We start from the raw sequence: 12891 nt of genomic DNA, 5'->3' as shown, positions 1-12891 counted from the left end.
ACGACACCGACACGTACGTCCCCACGTACGCGAGCACAGGAGGACACCATGGCGCTCACCCTCGACACCTACCGGCTGCTGGGCCGCTCCGGACTGCGCGTCTCCCCGCTGGCGCTGGGCGCGGCGACCTTCGGCGAAGAGTGGGGCTGGGGCGCCGAACGGGGCGAGGCGCGCAAGCTGTTCGACCAGTACGTCGAGCAGGGGGGCAACTTCCTCGACACCGCCGACACGTACACCGACGGCACCTCCGAACGCCTGCTGGGCGAATTCGCCCGCGACCGCCGCGAGAGCCTCGTACTGGCCACCAAGTACACGACGCTGCGCCGCCCCGGCGACCCCAACTCCGGCGGCGCGCACCGCAAGAACCTCCTCGCCTCGGTCGAGTCCAGCCTGCGCCGCCTGGACACCGACTACCTCGACCTCCTCTACCTGCACGTGTGGGACTTCACCACCCCCGTCGAGGAGATCCTGCGCGGCCTGGACGACCTCGTACGGCAGGGCAAGGTGCTGTACGTGGCGATCTCCAACGCACCGGCCTGGCAGGTGGCGCGCATGCAAGCCATCGCGGACCTGCGCGGCTGGTCGCCGCTGGTCGCGCTGGAGGTCGAGTACAACCTCGTCGAGCGCGGCGCCGAACGCGAACTCATCCCCATGGCACGGGAGATGGGGCTCGGCGTGATTCCGTACTCGCCGCTGGCGGGCGGCGTGCTCACCGGCAAGTACAGCCGCGCGGACCTCGCGGCGGGGGCGGGCGGTACGGCGGACACGGCCGGTACGGGGAGCGGGGCGGCCGGTACGGGGGACGGGGCGGCGTCCGGCGACAGCACCCGCAAGGGCTTCAACCTCGCCCTCGGCACGGTCACCGAACGCAACCTCGCCGTGGCCGACGCCGTACGCGAGGTCGCCGCGGAACTCGGCCACACACCCGCCCAGGTCGGCCTGGCCTGGACGCTCCAGAACCCGGCGGTGACCGCACCGGTCGTCGGCGCGCGCACCCCGGCACAGCTGGCCGACAACCTGGGCGCGCTGGACGTCGAGTTCACCGCCGACCAGCTGGAACGCCTCGACGCCGCCGGAGCGGTCACCCTCGGCTACCCGCACGACATGCTGGACAGCGCGCACACCCGGCGGGTGATGGCGGGCGACCTGCGGCTGGAACCGCGCCGCTGAGCCGGGCGGGGCGGGCCGGGAGGGGCCGGGGGGCGTGGGGCCGGACCCGCCGCCTCACCCGCCCCGTACCCACCGGGCCGCCTCCTCGGCCGTGGCCACGGCCCGTACGCCCTCGGGTGGCGCGGGCCGCCGTACGACCACCACCGGCAGCCCCGCCTCGCGCGCGGCGGTGAGCTTCGGGGCGGTGGCGGCGCCGCCGCTGTCCTTGGTGACGAGCACGTCGACGCGGTGCGCGCGCAGCAGGGCGCGTTCCCCGTCGAGCGTGAACGGGCCGCGGTCCAGCAGCACTTCGGCGTTCGCGGGCAGCTCGCCCTCCGGCGGGTCCACGGACCGTACGAGGAACCACAGCCCGTCCGGGCCGTGCTGCCCGTCCGGGCCGTCCCGCCCTTCCGGCCCGGTGAACGCGGCGAGTCCCGTACGTCCCGTCGTCAGGAACACCCGCCGCCCCAGCGTGGGGAGCAGCGCGGCGGCCTCCTCCAGGGAGTCCACCGGGTGCCAGTCGTCGCCCTCGCCGGGGACCCAGCCGGGTCGGCGCACGGCGAGCAGCGGGACGCGGGCGGCAGCGGCGGCGCGGGCCGCGTGCTGGCTGATCGTCCCGGCGAAGGGGTGGGTGGCGTCGACAAGTGCGTGCACGTGGTGCTCGCGCAGCCAGCGTACGAGCCCCTCGGTGCCACCGAAGCCACCGGTCCGCGCCTCGCCGGGCGGCAGCACGGGCCGGGCGACGCGCCCCGCGAGGGAGGTCGTCACCCGCAGCCCGCCACCGCGCGCGCGGACGCCGTCCGGGTCGGAGCCGTCCGCGGCGGAGTGGTCGGCGTGCAGCACCTCGGCGAGACGACGCGCCTCGGTCGTACCGCCGAGGATCAGCACGTGTCGCAACGCCTCCCGCGCGGGGGGCGACGGTTCGGGGGTCCGGGGAGCGGCGGGCATCCGGCGGCCTCTCGTGGGTGGGCGGCGTCTGCACGGAAGTGTCCGCGAAGAGTCGTCCGCGAAGAACCCTCCGCAAAGGGTTCTTCGCAAAGAACCCTCCGCGAAGGTCCGTTTGCGGAGACCCCTCCGCGAACGTTCCTCCGCGAACGCTCGGACGAGCTCAGCGTCCCGGTCGGTGCCTCGCCGCCGAGTAGAGGTGGCTGTCACCGAAGTGCTCCGCCGCGAGCGTACGTCCGACGAGGATCACCGCCGTACGCTTCACGCCCGCCTCCCGGACCTGGTCGGCGATGTCCGCGAGGGTGCCGCGCAGGACGAGTTCGCCGGGGCGGCTGGCGAGGGCGACGACGGCGGCGGGGCAGTCCGCGCCGTAGTGCGGGAGGAGTTCGGCGGCGACGCGGTCGGCGTAGCCGGTCGCCAGGTGCAGTACGAGGAGCGCGCCGCTGCGGCCGAGCGTCGCCAGGTCCTCGCCCTCGGGCATGGCCGTGGCACGCTGGGCGACGCGCGTGAGGATGACGGTCTGCCCGACCGTGGGCACGGTCAGTTCGCGCTTGAGGGCGGCGGCGGCAGCGGCGAACGCGGGCACGCCCGGCACCACTTCGTACGGCACGCCCGCCGCGTCCAGCCGCCGCATCTGCTCCGCGACGGCGCTGAACACGGACGGGTCGCCGGAGTGCAGCCGCGCCACGTCGTGCCCGGCGGCGTGCGCGCGCGTGAACTCGGCGGTGATCTCGTCCAGGTCGAGTTGCGCGGTGTCCACGAGGCGTGCGCCGGGCGGGCACTCGGCGAGCAGTTCGGGCGGTACGAGGCTGCCCGCGTACAGGCAGACGTGGCAGGCGGCGAGCGTACGCGCGCCGCGCACGGTGATCAGGTCGGCGGCGCCCGGTCCGGCGCCGATGAAGTACACGGTCATGGTGTCGCGCCGCCTCCGGTCCCTTCGCCTACGGCGGCCCCGGCCGCCCTGTCTCCCCCACCCGCACCAGCCGCCACGCCAGCACCCGCACCCGCACCACGCCCGTCCCCCACGGCATGTGGCCCGCGTACGGCGGACCACTGCGTCACGGGCATCGCCTGCCGCCAGCCGGTGAACCCGCCGACGGGTACGGCGTGTGCGATGGCGAGGCGTACGAGTTCGCCGCCGTGCCGCCGGTACCAGTCCGCGAGCAGCGCCTCGGACTCCAGCGTCACCGTGTTCGCGACGAGCCGCCCGCCCTCGGGCAGCGCCGCCCAACAGGCGTCGAGCAGGCCGGGCGCGGTGAGCCCGCCGCCGACGAACACCGCGTCGGGCGTGGGCAGTCCGTCGAGCGCGGCGGGCGCCGCGCCGGTGACGACGTCGAGGCCGGGGACGCCGAGCGTGTCGGCGTTCCGGGCGATACGGGCCGCCCGTTCCGGGTCCCGTTCGACGCTGACGGCGCGGCACGAGGGGTGCGTACGCAGCCATTCCGCGGCGATCGAGCCGGAGCCGCCGCCGACGTCCCACAGCAGTTCGCCGGGGGCGGGCGCGAGGGCGGCGAGGGTGGCGGCGCGCACGTGGCGCTTGGTGAGCTGGCCGTCGTGCTCGTACGCGGCGTCGGGCAGGCCCGGTACGGCGCCGAGGCGGAGGGCGTCGGGGGCGCGGCGGCAGTCGACGGCGACGACGTTCAGCGGGTCGACCGGCCCGCTCGCACCGCTCCCCGCGCCCGCACCCGTGCCCGCGCCCGCGGAAGCGGCACCCTCGGAGACGCCGCCCCACGTGTCCGCCGTCCCCTCCCGGCTCCGCTCGCGCGCCCCGCCCAACTGCTCCAGCACCCGCAACCGGCTGGGCCCGAAGCCCCGCGCGCGCAGCAGCGCGGCGACCTCGGCCGGGGTCGCGGACCCGGCGCTGAGGACGAGTACCCGCCGTCCGTCGTGGAGGGCGGCCGCCAGCCGCGCCGTCGGGCGCCCGACGACCGTGACGACGACGGTGTCCTCCACGGCCCAGCCGAGCCGGGCGCAGGCGTACGACACGGAGGACGGGTGCGGCAGCACCCGCACCGCGTCCGCCCCGAGGACGTCGACGAGGGTGCGCCCGATGCCGTGGAACAGGGGGTCGCCGCTGGCCAGCACCGCGAGCCCGCGGTCGCGGTGGGCGGCGGCCAGTCCCGGTACGGCGGGGCGCAGCGGCGACGGCCACGGCACACGCTCCCCCACGCACTCCGGCGGCAGCAGCGCCAGTTGCCGGGGGCCGCCGACCACGACACCGGCGGCGCGCAGCACGTCACGCGAGGCGTCGGTGAGCCCGCCCCACCCGTCGGCGCCGATGCCGACGACGGTGACCACCACGGGCGCGTCCGAAGCGTCCGGCACAGGCGCGGAGTTCACGGTGGGCAACCTCAGTCGTTCGGCGCACGGAGGGCGGCGGGCACGCCTCCGGCGGGAGCGTACGGCCACCGCGTACGGCGTCGGCGCGCTCCGCGCGGGGGAGCGCCGTACGGCGCCGAGGGTGCGGAGGGCACCGGCGTACGGCGGCGACCTGGGACGTCTCCGCACTGTACGGCGCGGCTCCGCCCGCGCACGCGACGGCCCCCCGGCTCGGAACGGAACGTTCCGGCCCGGGGGGCCGTGGGGGGCGGGGTCACCGGTCGCTTGGAGGGAGGGACCGGACCCGTTGTGGTGCTGTCCCGGCCGGACGGCCGACAAGGCGGCCGTCCGGGCCCGGGGTGCTGTACCCGGGCCGCCGAGGGGGGTCGGCGGCCCGGGAGCGTGAGGCCGTCAGCTGGCCGTGTTGGCACCGTTCTCGGAGAGGACCGGGATGTCCTCGAGAAGGTGCGACAGCGGGTCGTCGCCGTCGATCTGCGTGGAGTTGTCCGCGCAGTTCTGGTTGTTGGAGCTGGTGAGCAGGTCCTGAACGCCGACCGGCACGAGGCCGACCAGGCTGGTGGCGTCCACCTTGTTGATCGGGACACCCACGCAGACGTTGTTCAGGGAGCCGTTGACCAGCGCCATGTTCGGGCTCATCTTCCCGCCCGTGGTGGTGTTGCCGTACATCTCCATCGAGCCGTTGCCGGTGACGGACTCCTGGCCACCGTGTTCGTCACCCACCGCCATGGCGGGGGCCGCGATGGCACCGCTGACACCGACGACGGAGGCGGCCACAGCAGCCGTAGCAAGAACCTTCTTGAGCACGAGTCTTCCTTCCGGATCATGGAATGCCCCGCTGCCGGAGCGCACTGAACAACTGCGCCACCCGCCGGAAGTTCTCGGCCTTCACTCGTACGGCTCCGTTTGGGCACCCACATGGGCGTACTTGCCGGGCTACCCGTTCCCCCCTGGCCCCGCCGCCCGCGTACGGCCGCACCCGCGGCACCCCGGGGCGCGGCACGGCGACGTACGGGACGGAGAATGGGCGCATGACGCAGCAGACAGAACCCACGGGCAGCGACCCCGCCGACGCCCTGCCGAACTGGGAGAAGCGGTTCCGCGCCCCCCGTACCGGCCTGCCCGACTGGGCGGAGGACGCCCCGGACCGGGCGCTGTTCGTCTCGAACGCCACCGGCACCTTCGAGCTGTACGCCTGGGACCGCGCGACCGGCGGGCAGCGGCAGGTCACGGACCGGCCGAACGGCACCACCGACGGCGTCCTCACCCCGGACGGCGAGTGGATCTGGTGGTTCTCGGACACGGACGGCGACGAGTTCGGCGTGTGGATGCGCCAGCCGTTCGGCGGCGGCGACGACGAGCCCGCGACGCCCGGCCTGGCCGCCGCCTACCCGGCGGGGCTCGCGCTCGGCCGCGACGGCGGCGCCGTGGTGGGCCGTTCCACGGACGAGGAGGGCTCGACGCTGCACGTCGTACGGCCCGGGGCCGAGCCCGTGGAGATCTACCGGCACGCGGAGTCCGCGGGCGTCGGTGACCTGAGCCACGACGGCGGGCTGGTCGCCGTGGAGCACACCGAGCACGGCGACGCGATGCACTCGGCGCTGCGCGTGGTCCGGCCCGACGGCACGACCGTCGCGGAACTGGACGACTCGGCGGGCGGCACCCGCGAACTGGGCCTGACGGTGCTGGGGTTCGCGCCCGTCGCCGGGGACAGCCGCCTGCTCGTGGGGCACCAGCGGCGGGGCCGCTGGGAGCCGATGATCTGGGACCCGCTGACCGGGGAGACCACGGACCTGGCGATCGACCTGCCGGGCGATGTCGGCGCCGAGTGGTATCCGGACGGCAGCGCGCTGCTCGTCGTCCACAGCCACCAGGCGCGCAGCGAGATGTGGCGGTACGAGACGGCGACCGGCGACCTCGTACGGGTGCCGACCCCGGACGGTTCGGTGTCGGGCGCGACGGCGCGGCCGGACGGCACCGTCGAGTACCTGTGGTCGTCGGCGGCCCTGCCGCCGCAGGTGCGGTCCACGACGGGCGAGGTCGTGCTCGACCCGCCGGGCATGAAGGCGCCGCCGTCCGTGCCGGTCGAGGACGCCTGGGTGGAGGGTCCGGGCGGCACGGTGCACGCGCTGGTGCAGCGGCCGGCGGGCGAGGGCCCGTTCCCCACGGTGTTCGACGTGCACGGCGGCCCGACCTGGCACGACAGCGACGCGTTCGCGAGCCAGCCCGCGGCCTGGGTGGACCACGGCTTCGCGGTCGTACGCGTCAACTACCGCGGCTCGACGGGCTACGGGCGGGCCTGGACGGACGCGTTGAAGCACCGCGTGGGCCTGATCGAGTTGGAGGACGTGGCGGCCGTACGGGAGTGGGCGGTCTCGTCGGGCCTCGCGGACCCGGAGCGGCTGGTGCTGGCGGGCGGCTCCTGGGGCGGCTACCTGACGCTGCTCGGCCTCGGCACGCAGCCCGACGCGTGGGCGGTCGGGCTGGCGGCGGTGCCGGTGGCGGACTACGTGACGGCGTACCAGGACGAGATGGAGGCGCTCAAGTCCCTGGACCGCACGCTGCTGGGCGGCACCCCGGAGGAGGTTCCGGAGCGGTACGCGGCGTCGTCCCCGTTGACGTACGTCGACCGGGTGCGCGCGCCCGTCTACATCTCGGCGGGCGTCAACGACCCGCGCTGCCCGATCCGGCAGGTGGAGAACTACGTGGAGCGGCTGGCCGGGCGGGACCACCCGCACGAGGTCTACCGCTACGACGCGGGCCACGGCTCGCTGGTCGTGGAGGAGCGGATCAAGCAGCTCCGCTTGGAGATCGAGTTCGCGACCCGTCATCTGGGGACGCCGACGGGTCCGACGGATCAGCCGGGTCCGGCCGGCCAGCCGGGCCCGACGGGCCGCTGACCCGCGGGACGTCGGGCAGCAGGCCCAGCTCGGCGTCCCGCACCAGCTCCACCTCGCGCCGGAACAGCCGGAACCACATGAACACCACGAACGCCGCGAAGACGAACCACTCGGCGGTGTAGCCCAGGTTCTGGAAGGCCTTCATGTCGAGGCCCGAGTTGGCGGGGGCGACCGGCGGCACCGGCTTCATCGGCGCCGCCGCGTCGCGCAGCGTGATCCAGGCGCGCTCCACCCCGTACGGCACCAGGTTCACCAGGGTCGCGTCGCTGATGATGCCGAGCTGCCCCTCCGGCAGGCCGCCCGGCGTGGCGCCCGTGGTGCCCTGCGACTCGGGCGCCTGGAGCGCGCCGGTCACCGTCACCTCGCCGCGCGGCAGCTCGGGTACGCGCGCGGGGTCGGCGTCGCCGGGGAGCCAGCCGCGTACGACGGGCAGGGCGGGGGCGTCCGACCGGGCGCCGCCACCGTCCGCCGTACGCAGCAGGCTGAGCACGTAGAAGCCGCGCGCGCCGTCCAACCGACGGTCCGGGACGAGGAGTTGGTGCCGCGCGTCGTACCGCCCGGTCACCCGCGCCGTACGGCCGCTGGTCTCCTGCGTGACCGGCAGCAGCCCGGCCAGCGGCTCGGCACGCGCGTGGTCGGCCTCGGCCGCGGCGCGCTCCTGCTCGCGGTGGTTGTCCACGCGCGCGTCGAAGCGGCCGAGCTGCCAGGTGCCCATGAAGAGGCACACGGGGATCGACAGCACCACGAAGAGGTTGATCCCCCACCACCGCGGGGTCAGCAGGAACCGGTACACATCCCCACCGTACGGCTCCCCCGCCCGCCGCCCGCCTCCGGGGCGGCCGGTGGGCCGCCCCCGCGCGCGGCCGTCACGACGCGGCGATCACGCCCGTACGGTAGACGGTGCCCGCGCACGCGCCGGGCAGTACGGTGCTCGCGGCCGCCGAGGGGCCGACGTCCGGGGTGTGGCTCACGGAGACGCCCGCGCCGCCGCCCGGACCGCCGTTGCCGCCGTCCGAACCGCCGCCCCCGTTCGTACCGCCGCCCGACGTGCCCGAACCGCCACTGGCGTCCGGGGTGCCGTCGCCGCCCTCGGACGGCTGCCCCGAAGCGGGCGTGCCGTCGCCGCCCTCCGAGGTGTCGCCGCTCTCCGGCGGCGGCGAGGTGGCCGTGTCGCAGCCGGTCTGGCCGCCGCCCTCGCGGGGCACCCAGGCGAACTTCACCATGTACGCGTCGCCGGGCTGGAGCACCAGCTCCTCGGCCGCCACCCCGGGATCGGGCAGCGCCGTGCCGTCGCCCGCGATGTGGTCGACGACCTGGAGGTTGCCTTTGTTGGCGCGCCCGAGCGCGCTGACGCCGACGATGCCCTCGCCCTCGACCGCGCAGGGGTCCGCCGACGTGTTGGTGACCTCGAACGAGCCGTAGATACGGCCCTCGCCGTCCGGCTGCCCGACGTCTGCCGTGCCCTGGCCGAGCTGGTCGGGCGCGCAGGTGGGCGCCGAGGCGTAGATGTCGGCGGTGGCCGTGCCCTCGCTGTCGCCGCCCGCCGTCGGGGAGGCGGAGTCGCTGCCCGCGGTCTCCTGCCCCTCCTCGCCCGCCGTCTCCTCGCCGGGCTGCGGGCTCTGCGCGTCGCTGCCGCCGGTCCGGCCGCCGTGCTCCTCGCCGGGGCCGCGGGTCTCGGAGTGGCTGGCCGCGCTGATCGGCTTCTCCCCGCCGCCGCCCGGCACGAGGTCCGTGTGCAGCACCGCGGGTATCGCCGCGCCACCGAGGACGACGGCCGCCGCCGCGCCGACCAGCGCCTGCCGCTTACGGGCGCGGCGGTGCGGTACGGCGCGGTGGAGGTGTTCGAGGGTGTCGGGGGACGGTTCCAGGTCACCGACCGTCTGGTGCAGGAGACGGCGGAGCGTCAACTCGTCGAGGTCGGCCGGGTCCTCGCCGGTACGGGGGCTCCCGCCGCCGTCCGAGCCGGCCCCGACCACGGGGGCGCCGTCCACCAGGGTGTCGTCGGCGGCGTCGCGGCCCGGGACCGTACCGGCAGCGCCGTCGTGGCCCGCCTCCGTACCGTCGTCGCCGTCCGCGTCCGACCGCGCGCCGGACAGGGGGAGTTCGTCGTGGCCGCCCGGCTCGTTCCGCTCGGGGCCGTGCCTCTCGGCACCCTCACCACGGTCACTCATGAGGCCGCCTCCATGGCAACTCTGAGCGCGGCGATACCGCGGGAACCGTATGCCTTCACCGAGCCGAGGGAGAGTCCCAGCACGTCGGCGACCTGCGACTCGGTCATGTCCGCGAAGTAGCGGAGCACCAGCACCTCGCGCTGGCGCCGTTGCAGACCGCGGAGCGCCTTCTTCAGCTCGTCGCGCTCTATCCGGTCGTACGCCCCCTCCTCCGCGCTCGCCATGTCCGGCATCGGCTTCGACAGCAGCTTCATGCCGAGGATGCGCCGACGCAGCGTGGAACGCGACAGGTTGACGACCGTCTGCCGCAGGTACGCGAGGGTCTTCTCCGGGTCGCGGACGCGCTTGCGCGCGGAGTGCACCCGTATGAACGCCTCCTGGACGACGTCCTCGCACGACGCGGTGTCGTCGAGGAGGAGCGCCGCGAGCCCGAGGAGCGAACGGTAGTGGGTGCGGTAGGTCTCGGTGAGGTGATCGACTGTGGTGCCCGCTGTCATCGCGTCGTCAGCGCCCCCGCGTTCCGTCTGCACAGACGCGGGATGCTGCCCCGGCCGGGTCGCCGACCACGGCGCGATCACGGGCATGCCTCCGCTGCCGACGCGTACGCCGGGCCCGGGAGCTGTCGCGAACTTGAGTACCTCTGCCACGCCTGTTGGACACCCATCCCCCCGTCAGGGTTGTACGCCTGAGCGCCCCGCCTGCTTTCCGCATCAATCGCCCTCACGCGTACCAGCTCTTCCCGTGACCCAAAAACTCGCAGCGGCCCGTGCCCTGACAACGGAGATTTCGGTTACATCAAAGACGCTCCCCCGCCGACCGCCGGTTGCGGAGAGGGAGAGCGAATTCGGGATCACCCTACGCGCCGACCACCAACGGTCTGGACCTGTCGGCTGGTCACAGTTCCTTCACGACTGTGCGCGGTCCCTGCGGAGGGGCCCCGAGAAAGGCCCCCCGGGGGCGGCCCGTTCAGAGCCCGGCCGCGACGGACTCCGCGATCTGCACCGTGTTGAGGGCGGCGCCCTTGCGGAGGTTGTCGCCGCAGACGAAGAACTCCAGCACCCGCGGGTCGTCCGGCGAGGTCCGCACCCGGCCGACCCACGTCGGGTCGGTGCCCGCCACGTCGGCGGGCGTGGGGAACTCGCCCTCGGCGGGGTCGTCGCACAGCACCACCCCGGGCGCGTTCGCCAGGATCTCGTGCGCCGCCGCCACCGACACCTCGCTCTCGAACCGCGCGTGCACCGACAGCGAGTGCCCGGTCACGACCGGCACCCGTACGCACGTCGCGTGCACCCGCAGCCGGGGCAGATCCAGCACCTTGCGCGTCTCGTCGCGCAGCCGCAGCTCCTGCGAGGTCCAGCCGTCGGCGGCGAGTTCACCCGCGAACGGCACGACGTTCAACGCGATCGGCGCGGGGAACGGCGCGGTCCCGCTCACCGCACGCCGTACGTCCCCCGGCTTCGTGCCCAGCTCCGAGCCCGCCACCAGGGCCAGTTGCTCGCGCAGCGCCCGTACGCCCTCGGGGCCGGAGCCGGAGACCGCCTGGTACGAGGAGACGATCAGCTCGTCGAGGCCCCACTCCGAGTGCAGCGCGCCGACCGCGACGATCATGGCGAGGGTGACGCAGTCCGGATGGGCCACGATGCCGCGCGGACGGACGCGTGCCGTGTGCCCGTTGACCTCCGGGACGACCAGCGGCACGTCCGGGTCGGCGCGGAACGCCGCCGAACTGTCCACCACCACCGCGCCCTTGGACACCGCGACCGGCGCCCAGCGCTGCGCCAGCTCCTCCGGCACGTGCAGCAGCACCACGTCCGCGCCGTCGAGCGCCTCCTCGGTGAGCTCCAGCACCTCGACCTGCTCACCGCGCAGCGCCAGCTTCGTACCGGCCGAACGCGGCGACGCGATCAGCCGGATCTCCCCCCACACGTTCTCCCGCTCGGACAGCAGCCCGCGCAGCACCGACCCGACGGCGCCGGTCACCCCGACGACCGCCAGGGTCGGCTTGCCGCCGTGGTCGACGGCGCGCGGTCCGCCGCCGGAACCGGCGCCGTGACCAGCGCCGGAACCGCCGCTGTCCGTGGGAGTGGACGTCACCGGCCGGTGCCTCCGTAGACGACGGCCTCGTCGGTCTCGCTGTCGAGGCCGAACGCGGTGTGCACGGCCCGTACGGCCTCGTTCACGTCGTCCTCGCGGGTCACCACGGAGATCCGGATCTCGGAGGTGGAGATCAGCTCGATGTTGACGTTCGCGTTGGACAGCGCCTCGAAGAACGTCGCGGTGACGCCCGGGTTGGTCTTCATCCCGGCGCCGACGAGCGAGATCTTCACGACCTGGTCGTCGTAGCGCAGCGACTCGAAGCCGATACCGGCCTGCGCCTTCTCCAGCGCGGAGATCGCCTTGCGGCCCTCGGTCTTCGGCAGCGTGAACGAGATGTCCGTGAGGCCGGTGGTCGCGGCGGAGACGTTCTGCACCACCATGTCGATGTTGATCTCGGCGTCCGCGATCGCCCGGAAGATCAGCGCGGCCTCACCGGGCTTGTCCGGCACCCCGACGACCGTGACCTTCGCCTCCGAGGCGTCGTGCGCGACCCCGGAGATGAGCGCCTGTTCCATCGACTGTTCCCCTTGTCCGCTCTGCCCGTCGCGACCGCCCGGCGGCTCGCTGCTTACCCAAGTGCCCCGCATGCCGGAGAAGGACGACCGTACGTGAATCGGCATGTTGTAGCGCCGCGCGTACTCCACACAACGGTGCAGCAGCACCTTGGAGCCCGAACTCGCCAGCTCCAGCATGTCCTCGAACGAGATCCACTCGATCTTCCGCGCCTTCTTCACCACGCGCGGGTCGGCGGTGAACACCCCGTCGACGTCGGTGTAGATCTCGCACACCTCCGCCTCCAGCGCTGCCGCCAACGCCACCGCCGTGGTGTCCGAACCGCCACGACCGAGGGTCGTGATGTCCTTGCTCTCCTGCGAGACGCCCTGGAACCCGGCGACGATCGCGATGTTGCCCTCGTCCACGGAGCTCTGGATACGCCCCGGGGTCACGTCGAGGATCCGCGCCTTGTTGTGCACGGAGTCCGTGATCAGTCCCGCCTGGCTGCCGGTGAACGACTGCGCCTCGTGCCCCAGCGACTTGATCGCCATCGCCAGCAGCGCCATGGAGATGCGCTCCCCGGCGGTCAGCAGCATGTCGAATTCGCGCCCGGACGCGACCGGGGACACCTCTCCCGCGAGATCGATCAGCTCGTCCGTCGTGTCACCCATCGCCGAGACCACCACGACGACCTGATGGCCGTTCTTCTTGGCTTCGACGACCCGCTTGGCGACGCGCTTGATGCCCTCGGCATCGGCAACGGAGGAGCCGCCGTACTTCTGCACGACAAGGCCCAC

11 protein-coding genes are annotated in these 12891 nt (G+C 74.2%); 2 read left to right on the top strand and 9 right to left on the bottom strand.

All coding sequences use genetic code 11. From position 1 onward, the window contains the following. The first annotated feature begins 48 nt into the window (after window positions 1–48). Window positions 49–1170 (top strand): aldo/keto reductase, encoded by a 1122-nt coding sequence (locus D7M15_RS15740; RefSeq protein WP_121518093.1) that lies wholly within the window; start codon window positions 49–51, stop codon window positions 1168–1170. A gap of 54 nt (window positions 1171–1224) precedes the next feature. Here the strand turns inward: D7M15_RS15740 and D7M15_RS15735 are convergent, their stop codons facing one another. From D7M15_RS15735 to D7M15_RS15720, 4 genes are all read right to left on the bottom strand, one after another. After that, window positions 1225–2097, bottom strand: coding sequence for a cobalt-precorrin-6A reductase (locus tag D7M15_RS15735; RefSeq protein ID WP_121518092.1), 873 nt, complete (start codon window positions 2095–2097; stop codon window positions 1225–1227). 160 nt (window positions 2098–2257) lie between these two features. Next, window positions 2258–3007, bottom strand: coding sequence for a precorrin-4 C(11)-methyltransferase (gene cobM / locus D7M15_RS15730; RefSeq protein ID WP_121518091.1), 750 nt, complete (start codon window positions 3005–3007; stop codon window positions 2258–2260). After that, window positions 3004–4434 carry a precorrin-6y C5,15-methyltransferase (decarboxylating) subunit CbiE gene (gene cbiE / locus D7M15_RS15725; RefSeq protein ID WP_121520846.1) on the bottom strand — a complete coding sequence of 477 codons (1431 nt, stop codon included), beginning with the start codon at window positions 4432–4434 and terminating at the stop codon, window positions 3004–3006. The genes cobM and cbiE overlap by 4 nt, the downstream gene beginning before the upstream one ends. Before the next feature lie 390 nt (window positions 4435–4824). Next, window positions 4825–5238: a rodlin gene (locus D7M15_RS15720; protein WP_121518090.1), complete on the bottom strand. Its 414-nt coding sequence runs from the start codon at window positions 5236–5238 to the stop codon at window positions 4825–4827. A gap of 224 nt (window positions 5239–5462) precedes the next feature. Between D7M15_RS15720 and D7M15_RS15715 the strand changes: the two genes are divergently transcribed. Next, window positions 5463–7331, top strand: a complete 1869-nt coding sequence (locus D7M15_RS15715) for a prolyl oligopeptidase family serine peptidase (protein ID WP_121518089.1) — start codon at window positions 5463–5465, stop codon at window positions 7329–7331. Here D7M15_RS15715 and D7M15_RS15710 read toward each other — a convergent pair. From D7M15_RS15710 to D7M15_RS15690, 5 genes are all read right to left on the bottom strand, one after another. Then, entirely contained in the window at window positions 7222–8124 is a 903-nt protein-coding gene (locus D7M15_RS15710) for an SURF1 family protein (RefSeq protein WP_121518088.1), read from the bottom strand. The two genes, D7M15_RS15715 and D7M15_RS15710, sit on opposite strands and share 110 nt — an antisense overlap. A gap of 73 nt (window positions 8125–8197) precedes the next feature. After that, window positions 8198–9502: a DUF4232 domain-containing protein gene (locus D7M15_RS15705; protein WP_121518087.1), complete on the bottom strand. Its 1305-nt coding sequence runs from the start codon at window positions 9500–9502 to the stop codon at window positions 8198–8200. Beyond that, on the bottom strand, window positions 9499–10086 hold the full coding sequence (locus tag D7M15_RS15700) for a SigE family RNA polymerase sigma factor (RefSeq protein ID WP_121518086.1): 588 nt from the start codon (window positions 10084–10086) through the stop codon (window positions 9499–9501). The genes D7M15_RS15705 and D7M15_RS15700 overlap by 4 nt, the downstream gene beginning before the upstream one ends. A 382-nt stretch (window positions 10087–10468) precedes the next feature. Further along, the gene (locus D7M15_RS15695) at window positions 10469–11497 is read right to left on the bottom strand and encodes an aspartate-semialdehyde dehydrogenase (protein ID WP_240649665.1); all 1029 of its coding nucleotides are present in this window, start codon (window positions 11495–11497) and stop codon (window positions 10469–10471) included. 95 nt (window positions 11498–11592) lie between these two features. Continuing rightward, entirely contained in the window at window positions 11593–12891 is a 1299-nt protein-coding gene (locus D7M15_RS15690) for an aspartate kinase (protein ID WP_121518084.1), read from the bottom strand.

This window comes from Streptomyces sp. Z26, assembly GCF_003665095.1.
GTDB lineage: Bacteria > Actinomycetota > Actinomycetes > Streptomycetales > Streptomycetaceae > Streptomyces > Streptomyces phytohabitans.
The sequence above is the reverse complement of the archived record's forward strand: the minus strand, read 5'-3'. Positions and strand labels throughout refer to the sequence as shown.